This window comes from Sorangium sp. So ce394 (assembly GCF_051474665.1).
In the GTDB taxonomy this organism is placed as follows: domain Bacteria; phylum Myxococcota_A; class Polyangia; order Polyangiales; family Polyangiaceae; genus Sorangium; species Sorangium cellulosum_D.
In genome coordinates this window covers 4,831,638-4,854,296 of the sequence record NZ_CP150339.1, presented here as the reverse complement: position 1 = coordinate 4,854,296, position 22,659 = coordinate 4,831,638, and the positions used below count along the sequence as shown (strand labels likewise).

14 protein-coding genes are annotated in these 22,659 nt (G+C 74.2%); 6 read left to right on the top strand and 8 right to left on the bottom strand.

What is annotated here, in order from left to right; translation table 11 throughout:
- Nucleotides 1-34 precede the first annotated feature (34 nt).
- The 3 genes from WMF33_RS17890 to WMF33_RS17880 all read right to left on the bottom strand — a co-directional run bounded on the left by WMF33_RS17890 (nucleotide 35) and on the right by WMF33_RS17880 (nucleotide 3,684).
- Nucleotides 35-1,045 (bottom strand): polyprenyl synthetase family protein, encoded by a 1,011-nt coding sequence (locus WMF33_RS17890; RefSeq protein WP_437338257.1) that lies wholly within the window; start codon nucleotides 1,043-1,045, stop codon nucleotides 35-37.
- 154 nt (nucleotides 1,046-1,199) lie between these two features.
- Nucleotides 1,200-1,757: a GbsR/MarR family transcriptional regulator gene (locus WMF33_RS17885; RefSeq protein WP_437338256.1), complete on the bottom strand. Its 558-nt coding sequence runs from the start codon at nucleotides 1,755-1,757 to the stop codon at nucleotides 1,200-1,202.
- Nucleotides 1,758-1,935: 178 nt separating this feature from the next.
- Nucleotides 1,936-3,684: a phosphoenolpyruvate carboxykinase (GTP) gene (locus WMF33_RS17880; RefSeq protein ID WP_437338255.1), complete on the bottom strand. Its 1,749-nt coding sequence runs from the start codon at nucleotides 3,682-3,684 to the stop codon at nucleotides 1,936-1,938.
- Nucleotides 3,685-3,850: 166 nt separating this feature from the next.
- On the opposite strand from WMF33_RS17880, the gene WMF33_RS17875 reads away from it, so the two are divergent.
- Nucleotides 3,851-4,708 carry a metallophosphoesterase gene (locus WMF33_RS17875; protein ID WP_437338254.1) on the top strand — a complete coding sequence of 286 codons (858 nt, stop codon included), beginning with the start codon at nucleotides 3,851-3,853 and terminating at the stop codon, nucleotides 4,706-4,708.
- 36 nt (nucleotides 4,709-4,744) lie between these two features.
- Here the strand turns inward: WMF33_RS17875 and WMF33_RS17870 are convergent, their stop codons facing one another.
- Both WMF33_RS17870 and WMF33_RS17865 read right to left on the bottom strand, forming a co-directional pair.
- On the bottom strand, nucleotides 4,745-6,736 hold the full coding sequence (locus WMF33_RS17870) for an FTR1 family protein (protein ID WP_437338253.1): 1,992 nt from the start codon (nucleotides 6,734-6,736) through the stop codon (nucleotides 4,745-4,747).
- A 91-nt stretch (nucleotides 6,737-6,827) separates the two neighbouring features.
- Nucleotides 6,828-8,015 (bottom strand): aminotransferase class V-fold PLP-dependent enzyme, encoded by a 1,188-nt coding sequence (locus tag WMF33_RS17865; protein ID WP_437338252.1) that lies wholly within the window; start codon nucleotides 8,013-8,015, stop codon nucleotides 6,828-6,830.
- 510 nt (nucleotides 8,016-8,525) lie between these two features.
- Here WMF33_RS17865 and WMF33_RS17860 point away from each other — a divergent pair.
- Nucleotides 8,526-12,080: a protein kinase domain-containing protein gene (locus tag WMF33_RS17860; RefSeq protein ID WP_437338251.1), complete on the top strand. Its 3,555-nt coding sequence runs from the start codon at nucleotides 8,526-8,528 to the stop codon at nucleotides 12,078-12,080.
- Between the two features lie 219 nt (nucleotides 12,081-12,299).
- Nucleotides 12,300-12,983, top strand: coding sequence for a DNA mismatch repair endonuclease MutH (gene mutH / locus WMF33_RS17855; protein WP_061623594.1), 684 nt, complete (start codon nucleotides 12,300-12,302; stop codon nucleotides 12,981-12,983).
- A 27-nt stretch (nucleotides 12,984-13,010) separates the two neighbouring features.
- Here mutH and WMF33_RS17850 read toward each other — a convergent pair whose 3' ends face one another.
- Nucleotides 13,011-14,738 (bottom strand): serine/threonine protein kinase, encoded by a 1,728-nt coding sequence (locus WMF33_RS17850; protein ID WP_437338250.1) that lies wholly within the window; start codon nucleotides 14,736-14,738, stop codon nucleotides 13,011-13,013.
- Nucleotides 14,739-15,022: 284 nt separating this feature from the next.
- Entirely contained in the window at nucleotides 15,023-17,140 is a 2,118-nt protein-coding gene (locus WMF33_RS17845) for a hypothetical protein (protein ID WP_061627911.1), read from the bottom strand.
- Between the two features lie 925 nt (nucleotides 17,141-18,065).
- Here WMF33_RS17845 and WMF33_RS17840 point away from each other — a divergent pair.
- From WMF33_RS17840 to WMF33_RS17830, 3 genes are read left to right on the top strand one after another with little or no spacing between them, the layout of a single operon-like run.
- Nucleotides 18,066-19,397, top strand: coding sequence for an HD domain-containing protein (locus WMF33_RS17840; protein ID WP_437338249.1), 1,332 nt, complete (start codon nucleotides 18,066-18,068; stop codon nucleotides 19,395-19,397).
- Complete coding sequence (locus WMF33_RS17835; RefSeq protein WP_437338248.1) at nucleotides 19,397-20,167, top strand: hypothetical protein; 771 nt, start codon at nucleotides 19,397-19,399, stop codon at nucleotides 20,165-20,167. Before WMF33_RS17840 ends, WMF33_RS17835 begins: the two co-directional genes overlap by 1 nt.
- The gene (locus WMF33_RS17830) at nucleotides 20,164-21,444 is read left to right on the top strand and encodes a DUF4147 domain-containing protein (RefSeq protein WP_437338247.1); all 1,281 of its coding nucleotides are present in this window, start codon (nucleotides 20,164-20,166) and stop codon (nucleotides 21,442-21,444) included. The genes WMF33_RS17835 and WMF33_RS17830 overlap by 4 nt, the downstream gene beginning before the upstream one ends.
- Nucleotides 21,445-21,484: 40 nt before the next feature.
- Here WMF33_RS17830 and WMF33_RS17825 read toward each other — a convergent pair whose 3' ends face one another.
- Nucleotides 21,485-22,417, bottom strand: a complete 933-nt coding sequence (locus WMF33_RS17825; RefSeq protein WP_437338246.1) for a hypothetical protein — start codon at nucleotides 22,415-22,417, stop codon at nucleotides 21,485-21,487.
- Nucleotides 22,418-22,659: the final 242 nt, after the last annotated feature.

Sequence of the window (22,659 nt, the reverse complement as noted above, 5' to 3'; positions counted from 1 at the left end):
CTCCGCCTTGCATCGGAAAATCCGCCATCGCCGCTCACCGCCTCCGCCGGGGCGTCGACATCGCGACCCCCTCCAGCGCCGCCTTCGCCGGGCTCTCCGGGAGCGGCTCGATGCTCCGCACAGCGTCCCCGCAGAGCCGGGACGCGAGCTCCAGACAGTCGTCCACGACCCGCTTCTCGACCATGATCTGCGCGATGCGCCGGCTGAGCTCCGGCGGGGCCGCCGCCTCCTCCGACGCGCAGTGCGCCTCGAGGGCGGGCGTGAGCTCGCGGTCGCGCTCCATCGCGAGCAGCAGCGGGTACGTCATCTTGCCCTCGCGCAGGTCCGTGAGCAGCGCCTTGCCGGTCGTCTCCGGCTCGCCCGCGAAGTCGAGCACGTCGTCGACGAGCTGGAACGCGACCCCGAGGCTCGTGCCGAAGCCCTCGAGGGCCTTGCAGAGCGGCTCGCTCACGCCGCCCGCGCGCGCGCCGGCGAACATCGCCCAGCGGAACAGCGAGGCCGTCTTGCCGTCGACGATCTGGAAGTACTCGCTCGTGCTCGTGCGCACGCGGCCGCGCGACGCGAGCTGGAGCGCCTCGGCGACGACCATCTCCTTGACCACCTGGAGCACCCGCTCGAGCACGTCGGGCATGCCCACCGCCTGGACCCTGCAGAGCGCGTCGAGCAGGAGGTAGTCGCCGCCGAAGATCGAGGCGGCGTTGCCGTAGATGACGCGCGCCGCGTCGGCGCCGCGCCGGCGGTCGCCGAGATCGACGACGTCGTCGTGCAGCAGCGTCGCGTTGTGGACGAGCTCGACCGCCACCGCGAAGGTCCGCGCCGCCTCGTTGAAGCCGCCGCCGATGTGGGCGGACAGGGCGACGCAGATCGGCCGCAGCCGCTTGCCGCTCAGCCCGAGCAGGTGCCGCGCGCTCCGGTGCGCCGGCGTCTCGCCGTCCAGCCCGACCTTCGCGAGCTCGCGCTCCACGTCCGCGAGGTCCCCGTCGAGCAGGCGCCTGAGCTCCGCGAGGCGCGCGGCGAGCGTGTCGAGCCCTCGCGCAGCGCACATGCCTCCGAGGCTCGAGACGACATCGCTCCGCTGGACCGTCCCAGTAAACGTTGTTGTCGCAGTCATCCCATCTCCACCTGGAAGCACGAGCGCCCGCGCTCCCCGCACCGCGCGGGGCAACGTGGCGTCCGAGCTCTCCGAAATCACGCGCCCGCTAGGCGCCTCGCCGGGACCGAACGGCCCGGATGGGGAACCGGACCAGGTCCCCGAACCGCGAAAAATCGACGGTCCTGCTCTTGATGAACCCGTCGAGCGCCGTCTGCGCGACGATCACGAACGAGAGGAGCCGCTCCACCCGGTCGAGGCTGAACCGGGTGGCGTCGGTGGGAGGCAGGCTCTCGAGCAACGCCGAGGCGCGCTCGAGGCGTTCCCTCACCGAGTCGGCGAGGAGCCGCTCGCGCTCGGCGAACACTTTGGAAATCATCTTCCAGAAGTCCGTCTCGGCCTCGAAGAACTCCTTCCGCTCTCCCGGTTTCCATACCCTTCGTACTACACCCCACCTTTGCAATTCTGTCAGCGACATACTCATCGCACCGGATGAAACCTGCAGCCGTTCGCCGATCTCGGCGGCGGACAGGGCGCCGCCGGCGATGAACAGGACGGTCCAGATCCGCCCGAGCACGCGGCGGAAGCCCCAGTGCTCGATGACGTCGCCGATCGCGTCCGCCGCGAGCAGCTCCGCCTGGCGCTGGATGTCGTTGGGAGGGCTCATGAAACTTTCAAAATTCTTTGAAGGAACTGTGTGGGCCAACCTGGGGCGGCGTCAAGACATTCCCGACCGTCCTCAGCACAGAACGGACGAGCCCGGCCGTGCAGCGGCGTGCTCGACGCCGCTCCAGACCTCGCGATGCGTGTGGGGGATGGGTGAATCGCTCGGGGACGGCGCTAGCTCACGCCTGCATCCGAGCCACGAGATCCCGGTTCTGCCGGAGCAGCGCCTCGGGGACGCGCGCGCCGAACGACTCCAGGAACGCCTCGCGATCGCGCGCCTCCTCCAGCCACGCGTCGCGGTCGATGGCGAAGAGCTCGCGCATCGCCTCCGGGTTCAGGTCGAGGCCGCTCGTATCGAGCTCGCCGTCGGCCGGCATGATCCCGACCGGCGTCTCGCGCCCCTGCGCTTTCCCGTTCACGCGCCCGTGGATCCAGCGGAGGACGCGGAGGTTCTCTCCGAAGCCGGGCCAGAGGAACTTGCCCGACGCGCCCTGGCGGAACCAGTTCACGTGGAAGATCTTCGGGAACCCCGGGCGCCCGTGGCCGAGCTCGACCCAGTGCCGGAAGTAATCGCCCATGTTGTATCCGCAGAACGGGCGCATCGCCATCGGGTCGCGGCGGACGACCCCGACCTGGCCCGTGGCCGCGGCGGTCGTCTCCGAGGCCATCGTCGCGCCCAGGTAGACCCCGTGCGTCCAGTCGCGCGCCTCGCAGACGAGCGGCGCGAGCCGCGCGCGCCGGCCGCCGAAGACGATGGCCGAGATCGGCACGCCCGCCGCGGCGTCGAACGCCGGCGAGATGGACGGGCACTGGCGGGCCGGCGACGTGAACCGGCTGTTCGGGTGCGCCGCCGGCTCCTTGCTGTCCGGCGTCCACCGGCGGCCCCTCCAGTCGGTGAGCACCGGCGGCGCCGGGCCGTCGAAGCCCTCCCACCACGGCGTCCCCTCCGGCGTGAGCGCCACGTTCGTGAAGATCGAGTTCTGGGCCAGCGTCGCCAGGGCGTTCGGGTTCGTCCTCGAGCTCGTGCCGGGCGCCACGCCGAAGAAGCCGGCTTCGGGGTTGATCGCCCACAGCCGGCCGTCCGGGCCGATCCGGAGCCAGGCGATGTCGTCGCCGACCGTCCACACCTTCCAGCCCTTCTGCGACGCCGGCGGCACGAGCATGGCGAGGTTCGTCTTCCCGCACGCGCTCGGGAACGCCGCGCAGATGTACGTCACCCGGCCCTCCGGGTCCTCCAGGCCGAGGATGAGCATGTGCTCCGCGAACCAGCCCTCGTCGCGCGCCATCGTGCTCGCGATGCGCAGCGCGAAGCACTTCTTCCCGAGCAGCGCATTGCCGCCGTACCCGGAGCCGATGCTCCAGATGAGCCGCTCCGCGGGGAAGTGGCACACGAACCGCCGCTCCGGGCTCAGGTCGCCGAGCGAGTGCAGCCCCCGGCAGTAGTCCTCGGAGCCGCCGAGCGCCTCGAGCGCGACCCGGCCCATCCGGGTCATGATCCTCATGTTGGCGACGACGTACGGACTGTCGGTGATCTCGACTCCAACCTTCGCCGACGGCGACCCCACGGGCCCCATCAGGTACGGAACGACGAACATCGTCCGCCCCTTCATCGCGCCGTCGAACAGCCGCCCGACCCGCTGCGAGGCCTCCTCCGGCGACATCCAGTTGTTCGTCGGGCCCGTATCCTCTCTATCTCGCGTGCAGATGAACGTGAGGTGCTCAGTCCGGGCGACGTCGGTCGGGTCGCTCCGGTGAAGATAGCAGTTGGGGTACCTCTCCTCGTTGAGCGCGATGAGCGTGCCGTCGCTCAGCATCCCCTGGATCAGCGTCCGGTTCTCCGCCTCGGAGCCGTCGCACACGACGACGCGATCGGGCCGCGTCTGGCGCGCGACCTCGTCCACCCACGCTGAAAGATTCCGGTTTTGCATACAGCTCGGAGCCTAGCCCGAGCGAGATGCCCCGCCAAGGGACAGTGCCGCTGGAGTATTGCAATGAATCTGGACGATCTGGCGGATTGCAAGTGAATCAGCAACCGGCCGGCGCGGGGTCAGTTCGCGCGAGGCGAAGGCAGGGACGTTCGGCTATGCTGGAGACGTGCAGCGTGTCGTCGACCTCCCTGAGCGGGGCAGACTGATCGTCGCCACCGACTTTCAGGGCAATGTCGCGGATTTCGAGCGGATCGCCGAGATCTTCGAGCAGGCGGCGGCCGGCCCTGACGGTGCGGTGCTCGTCATTACGGGCGACCTGGTCCACGGGCCCGAGCTCGACGAGGGTGAATGGCCCGACTACCTGGGTTCATTCTACCGAGGCGATTCCGTGACCTTGTTGAAAAAGGCGCGAAACCTCGCGGACCGGCACCCGGGCAAGGTCCATTACCTGCTCGGCAACCACGAGCACGCGCACGTGGGGGGTCCGGTGGTGGCGAAGTTCTTTCCAGACGAGGCCCAGCGGCTCGAGGAGCTCCTCGGTCCGGAGGACACGCTGGCGATGCGGAGCTGGTTCCGCGGATGGCCGTTCGTCGCCGTCGCGCGCGCGGCCCGGCTGGTCATGCTCCACGCCGCGCCGCACGCCCGCATCCAGAGCCGGGAGGACCTGGACCGGCTCCCGCTCGACGGCTTCCTCGACGTGCCGCTGTCGGAGATGAGCCTGCAAGGGACGCTCGGCGCGCTGCTCTGGGCGCGGAGCACCTCGAGCGAGCGCGCCCACGCCTTTCTGCGCGCGCTCGACCCGGACGCTCGCGTGGCGGTGTTCGGGCACGACGTGGCGCGGTCCGGGTACGCGATCGAGCGCGAGCCGATGCTCTGCCTCTCGACGAGCTTCGGCTGCTACGACGGCGACAAGCTCTACCTGGAGTGGGATCTCGCCGAGCCCGCGGAGAGCGCGACCGACGTCGCGTGGCGCGGGCTCCGGTCGCTGTACCCCGAGGCGCCGCGCGTCCACAGCGAGCCCTGAGCGCCGCGGCGAGGACGCCGCGGCGGCAGGCGACGGTCAGGCGGCGGGGCCGGGGGCGATCTGCGCCGGCGGCGCGGGAGGCTTCGGCGTGGCGTTCGCGTGGCGGCGGTCGGCGAGGATGCCGACGACCGCGAGGATCAGCAGCACGAGCTGCGCGCCCAGCGTCTCGACGGTCGGGAAGATGCCGAGGGCGGGCACGCTGCCGAAGGGCAGCGGGTGGACAGGCACCTTGCCGGCCATCTGGAGCGCGGCCACGCCCTGCCCGGCGAAGATGACCGCGAGCGCGTAGAGGAGGTAGCTGGAGATGCGGAAGAAGACCTGCGGCGGCGCGAACCTGCCGGCGCGCGTGTACGCCGCGACCAGCACGACGAGCACCACCGCGCCCACCACGGCGCCCGCGAGGGCCGCGCTCGCGGACGCGTTCGAGGCGAGCAGGGCCTGGTAGAAGAGCACCGTCTCGAACGCCTCGCGGTACGCGGCGAGCAGCGAGACGCCGAAGAGCGAGAGCGCCGCGCGCCGCGGCGAGATCTGCTGCTTCAGGAACTTCATCCAGCGGGCGACCTCGCGCTTCGCGAGGAGCGAGTAGCTCACGTAAAAGAGCACCGCCGTCGCGAGGAGCGCCGTCACCCCCTCGATGAGCTCGCGCTGCGCCCCGGAGATCGCGACGAGGCGGGCCGAGGCGATCCACGTGAGGATCCCGAGCCCGATCGCGGTGATCCAGCCGAGGTGCACGAAGCGCCGCTTGTCCGCGAGCCCCGCCTGGGCGGCGAGGCCGAGGAGCGCGGCGATGAGGAGCGCGGCCTCGACCCCCTCGCGCAGGATGATGCCCGCGCTCGAGAGGGCCGTGGAGGCGAAGCTCTTCGGCGCCGACGCGGGCGACAGGAGCGACTCGGCGCGGCCGACGTCGCGCAGCAGCGCGTCCATCGCGGCGCCCAGCTCGGCGGGGGACGCGCCCCGCTCGAGCTGGCCGCGGAGCTCCATGCTGCGGGCCTCGAGCGCCGCGGCGAGCGAGGCGTCGGCGGCGCGGACCGGGGCCTCGATCGGCTCGATCCCCTCGAGGTACGCGTCGATGAGGTGCCCGCGGGCCGCGTCGCGCTCGCCCCGCGCGATCGCCTGCCGCGCGCGCTCGATCTTCACGCGCACGAGGCCCAGCGGGGAGCGGGCGGCGCGATCCTCGTACGGCGCGCGGAGCCGCAGATCCGCGAGCACCGCGGCCTCGGCGTCGGCCGGGACGCCGGCGCTGCGGAGCTCCTCGCGCAGATCGGCGTCCGTGCGCGCCGAGAGCTCGGCGAGCGTGAAGGCCGGCGCGACGCCCGCCGGCGCCGGCGCGACGCCCGCGTGGCGCAGGCCCGTGACGAAGAAGGCGAGATCCCAGCGGTCGGCGTCGGAGAGGAAGTTGAACGGGACCATCGCCGTCCCGTCGACGCCGAACCGGACCGTGCTCACGACGCGGTACGGGGCGATCGCCTCGCCGCGCTCGGGGTCGTGGAAGTTCACGGGGCGCGGCGTGAACGTGGCCGCGCGCGCGGTGTCCGCGCGCCCGGTCTCGCCGTGGCACGTCGCGCAGTGCTCCTGGTAGAGGCTCTTGCCCCGCGCCGCGTTCGGGGCGGCGCGCGGCGCCTCCTCGATCTGGAAGGCGCCGACGAGCTCGGCGCGCAGCCCCGCGACCAGGGCGACGACGTCCGCGGGCGGCGCCTTCCGATCGAGCAGCTCGCGGAGCTTCGCGATGCGCGCCGCGAGATCGAACTCGCGCCCGGCCGGGATCGACGGCTGGATGCGCGCCGCGATCTTCGCGCCGTCCGCGGCGAGGGACAGCTGCTCGGTGTACTCGTCGGGCACCGTGACGACCCCGTTCGCGACGGAGCCGCCGTAGTCAGCGCCGATGTAGCCGAGGATGTGCACGAGCCGCTGCGCCTCGACCTCCGGCGGATCGCCCTGATCCGCGCGGGCGAGCGGCGCCCCCAGCAGCACGGCAGCCAGGCACAGGATGGCGAGCGTCCACCGGCCGCGCGTGAACTTGATAGTCATATTCAGAAAATACCGTGGGCTGTACGCCGGGATCAAGGCGAAGGCGGGGTCGATTGGATCGAGATGGAACGAGCGTCCGTCGGCGGCGGAGCTAGCGGTCGAGCTCCTCGACGAGGGCGGCGACGCCGGCGTCGATCTCGGCGTCGGTGAGGTACGGCGCCGGGCCGATGCGGACCACGTCGCGGCGCGCGTCGACGAGCACGCCGCGCGCGCGGAGGCGCTGCACGACGTCGCCCGCCCGCGCGGCGCGGACCGCGACGAAGCCGCCGCGCCGCTCGGGCTCGCGCGGCGAGACGACGTCGCCGCCGCGGCCCGCGGCGTCGAGGTGGCCGAGGATGCGCCCGGTCTGCCGCAGCGAGATCGCGCGCAGCCGCGGGACGGTGAGGCCGAAGCGGTCCCAGTGCTCGAGCACGGCGGCGGCGCGGTAGAGCGCGCACGGGTCGAACGTGGAGCCCGCGAAGCGCGCGCCCCCGGGCGCGTACCCGACGCCGCCGCCGCCCGCGAGCGCGCCGAAGTCGGCGAACCAGCCGGTGAAGGCCGGGCGCAGCGCGCAGCCGCGCGGGGCGCGCATCCAGCAGAGCCCCTCGCCCATCGCCGCGTACTTGTAGCCGCCCGCGACCGCGAAGACGTGAGGCGCCGCGCTCCCCCACGCGATCGGGACGACGTTGAAGGCGTGGTAGGCGTCCACCAGCGGGACGGCGCCGATCTCGGCCGCGCGCGCGACGATCTCGTCGAGCCGCGGCACCACCGTGGCGCTCTCGAAGAGCACGGCCGAGATCGCGAGCATCGCGGTGCCCGGCACGAGCGCGGCGAGCAGCCGATCGGCGAGCGAGCGGCGCGGCTCGACGCTCACCCACGCGACCTCGACGCCGTCCTCGCCGAGGCGCGCGAGCTGGCGCCGGAGCGAGTGGAACTCGCCGTCGGTGGTGACGATCCGCGGACGATCGCGCCGAGGGAGCGACGAGATCAGCCGGTAGACGAGCTCGTGCGTGTTCTGGCCGAAGGCGATGTCGTCGCCCCGATCGAAACCCATTCGCTCCAGGATCGCCGCCCCGACCGCCGCGCGCTTCGGGAACACCGCGTCGTCCCACTTGTCGTCGACGAGCCGCGCGGCGTCGTCGAAGCACGCGGCGAGCGCGTCGCGCGCCACGTCGGGCCACGCCTGATGGGAGTGGCCCGTGAGCAGGATGCGCGGCGCCTCGCCCTGGGCGGGCGCGAGGAAGCGCGAGTACGCCGCGCGGAGCGCGCCGAGATCGAACGAGAAGCCCTGCTGTTCCACGTCTCCCTGCATTCCAGCTCTTCGGTGCGGCCCCCGCGCGACGGACGCGCAGGGCGCGGGCTCCGCGCGCGGTCCCGCTTAACCCACTTCGAGGTTCACTTCCACCGGCTCGATCCGCGTCGTCCCGCGCGCGGGCGGCGCCGAGCGCGCCCGTTGCGTCCTCGGCGAGCGCGCGGCGCGAGCCGAGCGCGCTGTCGCGCCCGCCAACGGCCCAGGCGGCCGGGCCCGAGAGAGCCCGCGCCGCCCGCGCGTCGCGCGTCGCGCGTCGCGCGACGACGGCGCCGGCGCGCCGGCCTCGTCCACAACGTGGTCACCCCGGGCGGCGCAGCGGAAAGCGCGGCGAGGGCGCGCCCCAGGCCGGTCCGATCATCGTAGGGGGAGGTGGCTCAATCGGAGCCCGGCGGAGCGCGCGCGCTCCGGATCGAGGTGGGAGGTTCCATGACGCGCGAGGATTGCGGCGGCGTGGGAGGGGGGCCGGCGCGCCGTCGCGCTAGACTGCGCCACCTGTCGATGCGACCGCGCGCGGAATACCTCGAAGGGCTCGTCGATCTCACGTCCCACGACGACCCGAACGTCCGGCGCGCGCTCTTCCGGCAGACGATCGCCTCGCTCGCCCTCGTCGACGCGCTCGACGGCTCGACGCCGCTCGACTCCCTCAGCCCGGATGGCCTGCTCCGCAGCGTCCAGACCGCCATGGCCGACGGGCTGCTCGACGATCTGAGCTGGCTCGCGCCGGCCGCCGCGAGCGTGGCGCTCTACGAGATCGCCGGCGCGCTCCCGCTCGGGCCCGAGCGGCGGGAGCTCGGCCGGCGCGTGCTCAACCAGCTCTACGCCGGCAACGCGGCGACGTTCGTCGCCCTCGCCACGCGCATGGCGGCCGGCTCGGCCCGCGGCCTCTCCGGGGCGGGCATCCGCGCCCGCGTGATGCTCTCGCTCTGGCTCCCCGCGGGCACGGACATCCCGGTCGATCCGCTCGCGCTCCTGCTCGCCTCTCGGCGCGAGCTGTCGCGCGACTGGATCGCGGCGCCCTCGACCGGCTCCCTGCCCGAGCGGCGCCTCGCCGCGCGCCTCATCGAGCGCGCCGCCCGCGAGGCGACCCGCCGGGCCATGCAGGGCGACGACCTCCCGCTCCGGCTCTTCCGCAACGTGAGCGACGGGCGCCGGCGCGATCTCGACCGCAGCGCCGACGGGATCGCGCTCGCGTGGCAGACGCTCCTCGCCGATCGCGAGCCGCTCGTGTGGCGCCACGTCGCCGCGGCGCGCGGCCTGCTCGCGGGGGTGCTGCCCGACTTCGCCGAGGAGGTGCGCGGCCTGCTCGCCCACGATCTCTCCCCCACCGAGTGGCGGCGCGGCGCCGCGTCGCTCGCCGCGAGCGTCGCCGTGGATCCGGACGGCGCGCTCGGCCGCGCCGTCGAGCTGCTCCGGAGCCCGCTGCTCGCGCACGATCCGGGCATCGCCACGGCGATGGTGTGGGGGCTCCCCGTCGGGGCCGACGCGGAGCCCGAGGCCGCCGACGCGCTGCTCGACGAGATCGCGCGCGCGGCCCCGATGGCGACGGCCGAGGCGATCGTCGAGCTCCGGCGCGACCTGCGCGGCGTGACGAGCCGCGGGGAGCCGTTCGGCGCCCGCGCGGCGGCGCGGTGCGCCCGCGCGCTCGAGGACGCGATCGAGGCGCCGCCCAGCGCGCACGCCCGCGACGACGGCCTCGCGGCGCTCGCGCGCGTCGTCCACCGCGATCTCTCGATGGACGGCGCCGGGGTCGCGCTGCTGCGCGGCGCGCTCGACGGCGCCGTCGCGGCGTTCGCCGAGACCGGGCCGCGCGAGGCGCACGGCCGCGCGCTCGAGGCGTACGCCCTGGCGGCCGAGGTCGTGGGCGCGCTCGAGGAGATCGAGCTCTGCGAGCTCGACGACGCGCAGAGCGCCGCGGCGCGCAGGGCCGCGGTGGGGCTCGTGCGCGAGCTCGACGCCGAGCTGCTCGGCTCCGGTCTGCTGAAGGGCCTCCTGCTCCTGAACCGCCGGCCGAGCGAGGACTCGACCGGCGTCGCCTCGCTGGACGACCTCGACGAGCGGCTCGCGCGGTGGCTGCTCCGCGCCGAGGGGTCCGCCGCGCGGTCCGGCGCGGGCGCCTCGCCGCCGCTGCACGTGACCGTGCACCAGCGCAACCTCCGCGCGCTCATCCACCTGATCGACGGCGAGAGCACCGATTTCGGCGGCGAGCCGGAGCTCAAGGCGCGCGTGCTCTCCCGCTGGACCGGCGCCATCGGCGTGCTGCTCGACCGGCTGCGCGCCGACCGCGGCTCGTCGCTCCGCCGCGCCATCGCCGCGTCCGTCGCCCGCGGCCTCGACGCGCTCGTGCGCGAGGGGGCGGCCGACGCGGCCGACATCTTCCTGCACGCCGCGATGCGCGGCGGCGACCCCGACGACCTCGACGTGCTCGGCCAGGCGAGCATGCACCCGGACGTCGCCCAGCTCCTGCGCGCCTACGCGCGGTTCGCGCGCGGCGGGCGCGAGGGCGGCGCGCGCGCGCCGGACGACGAGGACGCCGCGGTGTCGCTCCGGTCGACGCGGAAGGGGGCGCTCGACGCGGAGCTCGCCGAGGCCGAGCGCGCGCGCGGGGCGCTCGAGCGCATCGCCGCCCTCGACGCGCTCGTCACCGCGCTGCCGGCGGGCGCGTCGCAGCGCACCGAGATCGTGCGCGGCGCGCTCGCCCGCCTCGCGCGCGCGCTCGGGGCGGTGAACGCGGCCCGCGCGCTCAGCGCGCTCACCGCGGCGGCCGACGGCGACGCGCACGCCTCGCCGCTCAGCGCCCTGGAGGACGCCCTGACGCGCCTCGGGCAGCTGACCGCCGGCGCCCGCCGCCGCTGCGGCGACCACCCGCCCTCCCCGCCCTCCGGCGCGACCGAGCCGCTGCGCCTCGCGATCGAGGTCGCGCTGCAGGAGGAAGCGGACGCGGAGCCGAGCGTCGCCGCGCCCGTCGAGGCGCTCGTCTCGGCCGCGCGCGCGAGCATCCCGGCGGCGCTCGCCGACGTGGTCGCCCTCGTCGTGCCGCGCGTCATGCAGCTCCCGGTGCGGCGGCCGAGCGCGCCGGGCGGGGTCGCCCGGTCCGAGCAGCCGCTGCCCGCGTGGCTGCCGAGCCGCCGCACGCTCGGCGGCTTCTACGTGCACCGCCAGCTCGGCGGCGGCTCGCTGGGCACGGTGTTCGTCGTCACCCGCACCGAGGAGCGGCACGATCCGTCGGCCGAGCGCTTCGCCCTGAAGGTGCCCGAGTACGATCACACGGCGGCCCGGAGCGTCTCGGAGGCCGACTTCCTCCGCCTGTTCCGGGAGGAGGCGGGCGCGCTCCTCTCGCTGCCCGATCACCCGAACCTCGCCCGCTTCGTCACGTTCGACGCGGGCGCCCGCCCGAAGCCGATCCTCGTGATGGAGCTCATCGAGGGCATCCGCTGCGACAAGCTGCTCGACGCGCGGGGCCTCACCTCGCGGAGCGCGGTGGCGCTGCTCGACGGCATCCTCGCCGGGCTGGAGGCCATGCACGCGGTCGGCGTCGGGCACCTCGACATCAAGCCGACCAACGTGATCCTGCGCGGGGGGCGGGAGCCCGTGCTCGTCGACTTCGGGCTGGCCGGCCGTCACATCCGGCCCGGCTGCGCCACCGGCTGCTACGGCGCCCCCGAGATCTGGGGCGTCGTTCCGCCCGGGGCCATCGCGACCCCGCTCACGGCCGACATCTACAGCTTCGGCTGCCTCGCCTACGAGATCCTCACCGGCAAGACGCTGTTCGACGCGCCCACCGAGGTCGCCCTCATCACGGCGCACATCACGCACGACGGGCTCCCAGCGCCGGTCAAGCGCCTCGCCGACGACCCGAGGACCGCCGACATCGCGGCGTTCATGTACGCATGTCTACGACATAACCCGCAGGACCGCGCGACCGCGTCGTCCCTGCGCGAGATGCTCCTCCGCATCACGGGCCAGCTCGCCGACATGAGGTGGCCGCTCGACGACGTGCGGGCTCCGCGGCACAGCGCCGGAGGATCCCGGAAAAATCATACAGGAGATTCCTGACATCTTTTTCCTCCGAATCCTGTGAGCGCAAGGGGGGATTTCGGCGGTAGGCTCTCTCTTGGCGGCGCGTTCGGGGGGGCCGCGTATCAAGGCCGCCATGGCCCCCGGGTCAGCGCTGCTCGATTCTCATCGACGTTCCGGCGCACCCCGGCGGCCAACCTATCTCGAGCGCGTCGGATCGCTGGAGTCGCGCCGCGCAATGCTCTAAGGGCGGCGTCGTTGATCCCCCCGCTGGAACCGCCTCGCGACGAAGCCGAGCTCCGGTGCCGGGCGTCCGCGCTCGCCGGCCTGACGCTCGCGGACCTGGCGCGCGCGCTCGGGCGCGCGGTGCCCCGCGGCGGCGTGCGCACGAAGGGGGCCGCCGGCGCGCTCGTCGAGCGCGCGCTCGGCGCGACCGCCGGCTCGACGTCGAGGCCCGATTTCCCCCACCTCGGCATCGAGCTGAAGACGATCCCCGTGGACGGGGCCGGGGCGCCGCAGGAGTCGACGTTCGTCTGCTCGATCTCGCTCTCGGACGCCGATCGCGCGGAGTGGGAGACGTCGCGCGCCCGCGCGAAGCTGGCCCACGTGCTCTGGGTGCCGATCGTCGCCGCGCCGGGCGTGCCGAGCGAGGAGCGACGGCTGGGCGCCCCGCGGCTCTGGCGCCCGACGGAGGCGCAGGAGCGCGTGCTGCGCGCGGACTTCGAGGATCTGATGGGGCTCATCGGCATCGGCGCCGTCGAGGGGCTCACCGCGCGCGCGGGGCGCTGGCTCCAGGTGCGACCGAAGGCTGCGAGCGGGCGCGCGAGGACGCTCGCGTTCGGGCGCGACGGCGAGCTGATCGCGGCGCTGCCGCGCGGCTTCTACCTGCGCCCGGGCTTCACCGGCGCCATCCTGAGGGATCCGGCCGCAATGCCGGCGTGACCAGCGTGATCGGCGCGCGGGCGCGCGTCACTTGCAGGGGATGACCTTCTTGGTGCCGTCCGGCATCGTCGCGAAACACGTCTCCATCGAGAGATCGTTGTTCACGGTCGATACGGGGCGCGCCGGCTCGGGATTGCTGGCCGGCGCCGCGTCGGTCGCCCCCGTCGTGCGCGGGCGCCCTCGCCCGCCGGCGCTCCCGCGCTGCGATTTGCCCGGCGCAGCGCTCGCCGCCGCCGTGCCCGCCGCGGACGGCCCGGCCCCGGCGTCCGCCGCGGCCTCGGTCGCGCCGCCGCCCGCGTCCGCTGCGCCCGCGTCCGCTGCGCCCGCGTCGCTCGCGCTCGCCGCGCTCGCGCCCGCGTCGGCGGCCTCCGGATCGCCCACGGGGACGACCTTCGGGATCGCGGCGGCGGTGTCCGTCGGCTGGGGCGACGGCGGCGCCAGATCGGCGGGCGCCGCGGTGTCGCCCGGCGCAGACGCGGGGACGGCCGGGTCTCCCGCTCGAATGCCGAGCTGGCTGCGCTGGAAATAGAGCGCGCCCCACGCGCCCACGACCACAGCGACGGCCCCGACCGCCACGTAGAGCAGCGTGCGCCCGCGGCGCGGGGCCTCGTCCTCGGCCGGGGGCGCAGAGCCGGCGGTGCGCGCCGCCTTGTCGGTCACCGACGGGCCGCCGCTGCTCGTACGCGACGCGCGCGACATGGTCCGCGACATCGCCGCGCGCGAGGCCGGCGGAGGCAGATCGAGCTCCAGGGCGTGCTGGCGCAGGATCCCCGCGATGGTCGTGCGCGTGCCCGGCGCGGCGTACGGCGCGAGCGCCTGCACGAACTCCGCGATCGTCTGGTAGCGATCTTCCGGCTCGCGCGCGATCGACTTCTCGATCACCTCGACGAGGCCCTCCGGCACCTCGGGGCGGAGGTCTTGGAGCGCCTCGGGCGGCGACGTGTAGATCTTCGCGCACAGCTCGGGGAAGCTGTCGGCGACGTAGGGCGGCCTGCCGCCGATGATCTCGAAGAGGCACACGCCGAGCGCGTAGATGTCGGTGCGCGGATCGACGCTCTTCGACGAGCGCATTTGTTCGGGCGACATGTACAGCGCCGACCCGAGGATCGTGGTCGTCTGCGTGAGGGAGACGTTGCCCGTGTCGCCGGTGAGGATCTTCGAGACGCCGAAGTCGAGCACCTTGATGAGCGGGGCGCCGTCGGGGCGCTTCGTGAGGAACAGGTTCGCCGGCTTCAGATCGCGGTGGACGATCCCGAGCGAGTGCGCCTCCGCGAGCGCCTCGCACGCCTGGACGATGTGATCGATGCACTCGCCGATCGCGAGCGTGCCCGCCTCGTGCGCGTGGCCGGCGAGGTCCACGCCGTCGAGGAGCTCCATCACCATGTACGGCTCGCCGCTGTCCAGCGCGGCGACGTCGAGCACGCGCACGACGTGGTGCGTCTGCAGCTTGGCGACCGTGCGCGCCTCGCGCATGAACCGCTCCGCCGCCTCGGTGTACGACATGAACTCCGGGAGCAGGAACTTGATCGCGACGCGCGTATCGAGGTCGAGGTGCAGCGCCTCGACCACGAGCCCCATGCCCCCGCGGCCGATCGTCCGCTCGACGCGGTACTTGCGCGCAATCACGGTGCCAGGCGCGATCGTGTAGACGTTGTCGGCCTTGGGTTCCCCCGCGCCGAGCGGAAACGCAGCCGTCTCCGGCCCGACGGAGTCCTCCCCTTCGGTCGAGTCCGGCTCACCAGAGGAGCGCGCCATCGAGCTAAGGTATACACGTCGCGCTTCTCCGAAGCGATTCCCCTCACGCCGCAGGAATGCAAAGCGTTGCGAAAAAATGACTCCGACGTGGGATGAGCGCGCGGAAGGGGTGGAAGCGAGCGCGGCTCAGCTCCTGCCTGCGCTCATGACGCACCGCGGGCGCGGCGCCCCGACACCCCTCCGACGCAGCGCCCGCGGCGAGCGGGCGCCGACGCTCCCTGCCGCTGTCTCCCGACCGGCATCGACCCGCGGTCGCGCCAGGTCGATGAAGGTTGACAGCGAGCTCAGCGGGTGCGCGCCGGCGGGGTCCGGGAGCGGCGCATGTTCGCCGTCGAGGAGGTCCGGTGCGGCCCCTCGGTGCCGTGCGCCGGCGTCTGCCGCGTGGCCTTGAGGTTGCCGAGATCGGCCTCGATCTCGACGCCGAGCGCGCGGCAGCGCCGGATGAGGCGCTCCAGATCGACCCCCGCCTCGATCAGCAAGCCCGAGGGGGGCGACGGATCGACGAACATCTCGGCCGCTGGCCTCCGCGTGCGGAGCAGCTCGCGGATCTCGGGATCCTCGATCCAGAGGAAGCCGGAGGCGCCGACGAAGCTCGCCTTGCCGATGACCACGCTCGCCTGGATGAGCATGCGCGAGATGGTGTCCGGCAGCGGCGCGACCGCCTCGATGCGCGAGCGCAAGGCGTCGCTGTCGAGCCCCACGGACAGCGCGCGCGCGATCGACGGCGGGGTGAGCAGGAGATCGACCTGATCGCCGACGCGCCCGATCTCGGCGAAGGCCGAGAGCCCGAGCACGGCCGAGACCTTGGCGCTCGCGCCGACGCGCAGCGCGTGCGCCTCCACGAACTTGCTCTTGCCGTTGTCCGAGCTCGGCGCCGAGCCCGCGAGCAACGCCCGCCCGCGCGGCGTGAGCCGGAGCGCCAGATCCGCGCTGGCCACGTCCTCGGCCCCGCCGAGGTCGATGATCCCGAGCGCCGGCAGGGACTCCAGCGCGATCCGCCGCGTGATCTCGGGGACCTCCGGCGCCTCGACCGAGGCGCGCTCGGCCCAGCGGCGGACGAGCCGCTCGACCCCGGCGATCCGCTCGTCGGCCGCGAGGTAGCCCTGCAGCGACTGCCACGGCACCCAGCGGCCTTCGCCGAGGTCGTGCAGCGCGTCGAGCACCATCTCGCGGAGCGCGCCGATGGGGCTCGCGTCGCGGTTGTCGGACGCGACCCGGAGCACCTCCCGCTCGGCCCGCGCCTCATCCCACGCGCCGCCGCGGCGCCACGTCGTGAACAGGAGCGGCGTCAGCTCCTGCACCTGGAGCGAGCCAGGCGGCGTGGCCGGCGACGCGGCCGAGGCGTCCCAGAGCCCGACCGCCCGCGACAGCGCGGCGACGAGCGCGACGCTCTCGACGTCCCGCCCGAAGCGCTGCCCCAGCCGGACGAGCAGCGACCGCGGCGTGCCGACGCCGGGGCGCACGTCGCTCCCCGGCTCGCGCACGCAGTAGGCGAGCGCCAGGGCGAGCATCCCCGGATCCGACGCGAAGCGGGCGCGCCGCGGGGCGTGGTCTTCCTCGAGGACGAACGACCGGATCTGCTCCCGCCGCTTCTCGCGCATCCGGCGGCGATCCGCGCCCACGATGGCGGCGACCTCGGTCGGCACGACGTGGCGGTTCGGGTGGATCGGGATCAGGAAGGCGCGGCGCTCGAGCGCGAAGCCAGCGCCGCGCCGGCTCGCCGTCACCCCGCTCGCGCTGCGGAGGCGCATCGGCTCCCGCTCCAGATCGAGCAGCTCCTGCGTGTCGACCTCGCCGCCGACGGACTCGATCGCCTCGAGCAGGCGGCGCTCGACCGGCGCGAGGCGATCGATCTCCTCGCGGAGCCGGTCCGGATCGCTCAGCGTCTCCCAGGCGACCTCGAGGGACAGCGCGATGGGCGGCGTGGCCGGGCGGCCGAGGTAGTGCGTCGCGATCGCGCTCATCGTCTCGAACGGCGCCTGCGCGAGCAGCGCCCGGATCGCCCGCGGGTCCTCGCTCTCCCAGCTCTTCAGCTGGACCAGGAACGCCGCGGGGAGCACGAGCTCGATGCCTTCGTCGGTCTTGCGCGCGTAGACCACGCCGCGCGCGATGAGCGGCTCGAGCCCGGCCGGGAGCGAGGGGACGACGAGCACGCCGCCCGCCTCCGCGATGCGGTGGAGCAGCTCCCGGCTGGCGGTCGGGAGCCGCGACGGATCGCGCACGTCGGGGAGGCCGACGAGCGCTCGAGCCGCCTGAGAGGGCGCGTCGATGCGCTTCGCCGCGTCGATGCGGATCCCCATGCGCGTGATGAGGCCCTTGAGCTCTGACTCCGGGAGGGCGCGGAGGATCGCGTCGAGCCGCCTCGGCGACTCGTCGAGCTCAGCCTCATCACTGCTCGCCATGCCTCCCGATTCGCGTGTCACCCGACCTAGCTCCTCATCTGCAGGATTCCCCCGCCCCGACTGTCGTCCGTTGGTCGTGGTCATGCGTTCGACCTATCTCCCGAAGTTCCGATGACCCACGTTAACCAGCGGAATAGCCAGCCTCCTAACGTACACCAGGATGCTCGTCCAGCTTCAAGAAATCGAGCACTTTCCTCCTCCGTTCACAATTTTCTCCGTTCACAATTTCGTCGCGGGCCTTGGCGGCGTTCTCGCTCCGTTCTCGCTCGGTTCTCGCTCGCGCCTCGTTCGGTTCTCGTTCGCGCCTCGTGGTTCTCGTTCACGCCTCGTGGTTCTCGTTCGCTCGTTCGCGGCGTCGTGCAACACCATCGCCGGATTCCGGCTCAGGATTCCTGATGCTCACCGCCGCTTCGCTCTCCGCCTGAGCCTTCTCGAGGTCTTGTGTCGTACGGCGGAGCCGCACGCAATCGCACGACCTCGCACGCACGCGCATGCGCCGGTTGCGTTCGCGCGCCGCGGCGCGCGATGCGCGGCGCGACACGTCTCTACGTTACGCTCGACGTCGAGCGCGACATTCCGCGCCGGCGTGACTGCCCCCCGCCGCGAGGATTCCGTCGCGCGCCGCGCGCGCGACGCCGCGGCGTCGCGCGCGCCTCGGTCGCCGGGGAGCCGACCGGGTCGCCCCATCGCGCGCGAGGAACGCTCCCCGACGAGCCGCGCTTGCCTTCCCGTAGGCTCGCGTGGGAACGTCGCGTACCTCCTTGATTTCCCGCCCCTGTCCGATGCGCATCATGCTGTGCTCCACGCCGCACGCCCGGAGCGGCGCGGCCTCCTCTCCGCGCACACGCCCGCAGCTGGGCGCCATCAGGCGGCTCCTGAGTGACCCGCCGCCCTTCGCGCCCATGGGGTCGCGTGGAGAACCATCGTGATCCTTCGTGACCCGGTCCACGGCCTGATCGAGTTCGAGAGCGGCGAGGCGGCGATCGTCCCGCGCCTGCTCGGCGCCCGCGAGGTGCAGCGGCTGCGGCGGATCCGGCAGCTCGGGCTGACCTCGCTGGCGTACCCGGGCGCCGAGCACACCCGCTTCTCGCACGCGCTCGGGGCCGCTCACGTGATGCGCCTCCTGATCGCGAGGTTCCGCCAGATCGACCGCGACCTCCCGTTCTGGCAGAGGGTGACCAGCGATCGCGCGCGCGACGCGATCGCCGCAGCGTTCTTGCACGATCTCGGCCATGGCCCGCTCTCGCACCTGTTCGAGGAAGCCATGCCGGGCGCGCTCCACCATGAGCGCTGGACCGAGCGCATCCTGCTCGACCCGGCCTCGGACGTGCACCAGGTGCTCGTGCGCCAGGATCCATACCTGCCCCAGCGGGTGGCCGACCTCATCGGCGGTCGACACGAGCTGCCGTACCTCGCCAAGGCGGTGAGCGGGACCTTCGACGTCGATCGCTGCGACTACCTGCTGCGCGACGCGCACGCGACGGGCGTGAGGTACGGCGAGTACGATCTGCCGTGGCTGCTGCGCAGCCTCAGGTTCAGCGACGTCCAGGTGGAGATGCCCGGCGGCGGCGCCGCTTCTGCCCCGCCCGCGCCCGCGCTCGCCATCGACGGGACGAAGGGGATGCGCGCGATCGAGTCGTTCCTCCTCGCCCGCTACTTCATGTTCCAGCAGGTCTACTTCCACAAGACCACGCGGAGCGCGGAGTGGATGATCGGCGCCATCCTCCGGCGCGTCGTGGCCCGCCTCGCCGCCGGCGACCGGATCCCCGAGGTCCCCGCCGCCGTCGCGGCGATGGCCGTCGGCGAGATGCCCACGCTGGAGCAGTACCTGGATCTCGACGATCAGGTCCTGCTCGGGGCCATCCACGCGTGGGAGAACGCCTCCGATCCCGTGCTGTCCGATCTCGCCCGCCGCCTGCGCGCGCGCTCGCTCTTCAAGTCGGTCGAGCTGTTCCCCGAGCCCGGCGAGACGCCCGCCGAACGCGACGCGCGGCGCGCGGCGGCGCTCGCGACCGTGCGCGAGATCGCGCAGGGCGCCGGGCTCGACCCGGAGGTGTACGTCGGCGTCGACGTCGCCGAGGACACGCCCTACGCCGAGGACGAGTCGCTCCCGGTCGTTTACCCGAGAGGACGCCCGCGGCGCCCCGCCGAGGTGTCCTTCTTGCTCGATCGGCTGCGCAACGAGACGATGACGCGCATCCGGATCCTCTTCGCGCCCGAGCTGCGAGATACCGTGCGGGAGGCGCTGGTACGCTGATGGCCACCACGAACAAGGCAGCACGGGGATCGGTCGAGCCCGCGCGGGCGCTCCGCCCGGCGCGCGAGCGCCGCGCCGCCGCCAGGGCGCTCGCCGGCGCCGCGGCGCTCGCGGCGCTCGCGGGGGCGTCCGCGGCGCGCGCGGATGGCGACGGCGCGGCGCGCGCGGACGGCGACGGCGCGTACGGCCGCCTCGACGGAGACCTCGATCTGCGCGTGGGCGCGGGCGCCTCGTTCGCCAGCGGGGGCCCGGCGCTCTGCGCGCACGGCGCCGCCGCCTACCTCTCGACCGCAGGCCTGTACGCGCACTACACCGACGCGCTCGGCGCGCAGGGAGCGACCGTCGCGCGCTCGATCGCGGGCGGCGTCTTCATTCAACCGCTGTTCCTCGGCCGGTACGCGAGCGACCTCGAGCTCGGCGCGCCGTGGCTCGACCTGCTCATCGACTCGGTCGCGCTCGGCGTGGGCTCGTTCTGGGAGGCCCCGCCCGGCGGCGGGCTCGCGTCGGAGCCCGGGCTCGAGCTCTCGCTGTCGCTCGACGTGCCGCTCCTGGGCCGCGCCACGGGCCCGTTCCTCGGCGTGCGGGGCGCGCTCCGCTGGGGCGGACCGGCGCTCGCGGGCGACGCGAGCCCGCGCGACGAGCAGCGGGCGCTCGTGTCGATCGCGCTGAGCTGGCACCACGTCGTCTCCGCGCACATCGTCGACGCCGGCGACGGCGCCCCCGCCCAGGTGGCGGCGAGGCGAAGCGAGGCCGGCGCGGGGGGCCGTTGAGCGCCGCGCTCGACGCGCTGCGCGCGGCGCTCGTGTCGGCGTTCCGCGCCGGGCTGGCGGAGCTCGATCCCGCGGGGCTCGTCGAGCGCGCGCTCGACGCCGAGGCCGGCGCGCGCCGCGGCCGCGTGGTCGTGATCGCGGCCGGCAAGGCGGCGCTCGGGATGGCCCGGGGCGCGCTGCGCAGCTGGGGAGACGGCATCGCCGGAGGGCTCGCGGTCACCGTCGCGGACCCGGCCACCCCAGCGCGCGATCCGCATGTCGCGCAGGTCGACCCCGAGGAGGCCGCGCTGCGCCCGCTGCGCCTGATGCGCGCGGCGCACCCGATCCCCGACGCGCGCAGCGTGGAGGCGGCCGAGGCAGCGCTCGCCGCGGCGACCGCGCTCGGGCCCGACGATCTCCTGCTGGCGCTCATCTCGGGCGGCGCCTCGGCGCTGCTCGCGGCGCCGCCCGAGGGCGTGTCCCTCGCGGACAAGCAGGCCCTCGTGGCGGCGCTCCTGGAAGGGGGCGCCCCGATCCAGGAGGTCAACCTCGTTCGCCGGCACCTCTCGCGGATCAAGGGTGGGCGGCTCGCCGCTGCGGCGGCGCCGGCGCGCGTGCTGACCCTGCTCATGAGCGACGTCGTGGGCGGGCTCCCGCACGACATCAGCTCGGGCCCCACCGTCCCGGACCCGACGCGCGTGGAGGACGCGCTCGCCGCGCTCCACCGCCGGGCCCCTCGGCTCGCGCGGCTCGCGCCCGCGCTGAGCGAGTCGCTGAAGCCGGCGGACGCGCGCCTCGTCGAGGCGCGCGTGCTCGCCGATCCGGACAAGCTCGCCGAGCGCGTGGCGGCCGCCCTCGCCGACGGCGCGGGGCTGCGCGCGGTCGCCGCCCCGGCCGAGGACGGCGACGCGCGCGCGATCGTCGAGCGCCGCCTCGCGCTCGCGCGCGCGCTCGCGCGGGGCGAAGCGGTCGTGATCCCTTGCGAGCCGACGCTCGCGCTGCCGGCCCGGCGCGGCGCCGGCGGCCGCGCGGGGTGGATCGCGCTCGCGGCCATGCGCGATCTGCCGCCGGGCGTCGCGCTCCTCTGCGCGGCGTCCGACGGCGCCGACGGCAGCTCCGGCGCGGCGGGCGCGGTCGTCGCCCGCTCTGCGGCCGCCGCGATGGACGACCGCGCGATTGACGCGGCGCTCGCGGGCTTCGACGACGCCGCCGCGCACCGCGCCCTCGGTACGCGCGTCGAGACCGGCCCGACGGGCCACAACCTCACGGACCTGCACATCGTCGCGCGCGCGCGCTGATCGCCCGCGCGCTCCGCTCACCGCGCTGCCCGGCGCGGCCTCACTGCGGCTCGGCGGCGGCCGCGGTCGTGTCGCCCATCGCCTCGCGCACGGCGAGGGCGAGCGCGCAGCTGTTCGCCTGCCGCTGCCGCGCCTCGAGCACGCTCCCCTCGACCGACGGCGTTCCGCCGATGAGATGACCGCTCGCCTCGCGGCGCACCCGCAGGATGGGCTTGCCGTCCGACAGCCGCCACACCCCGACCCGCGCCATGTGCGGCACCCCGAGCAACGCCTCGGTGCTCGTCGCGCCCTCGGCCGGCTCGTCGAGGACGACGAGGTAGTACTGCGCCCGCGTCAGCAGCTCCGCCGCGAGCGGCACGTCGTCGCGCATCGTGTCCTCGAAGCTCGACTCCAGGAGCCGCAGGCGCAGCTCGCTCGACGCGTCCTGCGCGTCGCGCACCCACTCGTCGGAGAGGACGTGCATCGTCCGGTAGGCGACGCGCAGGTTGAACGGCTGCGCGGGCCGCGAGCAGCGCTCGGCCTCGTTGCAGTACTCGCCCGCAGGGCAGTCCCGCGTGCGCTTGCACTCCGCGCCCGCCAGCGGGTTCGGGTTCGGCACCCGCAGGAGGCACGCGGTGAACGCGTCCCGCAGCGACTGCTGCGCGTTCTTGCGGACGGCGTCGACGCTCGCCGCCTCGTCCACGCGGAGGCGCAGGTAAATGCCCGCGAGCTCGCGGAAATTCCACGCCTTGAGCGCCTCCCGATCCACGAGCTCGGCGCCCGCGCTCCGCGCCAGCTCGAGCGTCCAGCCCTCCACGCGCTCGCGCATCGGGAACCAGCGCGGGCCGAGCTCCACGGCGACCGCGCGCTGGCGCGCCATCAGCTTCTGTCGTGCGCTCTCGATCTGCCCCTGGGACCACTTCCAGTGGAGGATCGCCGAGACCGCGAGGACGAGCGCCGTGTAACCCCAGAACTTCCCCCGGGGCCAGCGCATCTTCGAGCGCGCTTCCCGCGCCCTGTAGACCGAAGGCAAGCCGCGTTCGCGGGGCGGCTGTTCAGACGACATACGAGAGGCTCCACGCTGGAGGCACCGGTGCGATCACGCGCGCGCGGCGGCCTCCTCCACACGGGCTGCGCGGAGGGGAACGCCGCGCCGAGCGCGCCGCTGTTGCCACCACGTCCGATGGTGACCGGGGCCGCCGGGCATCGCCCAGCGCGCCCCTTCCTTCTGTGCTC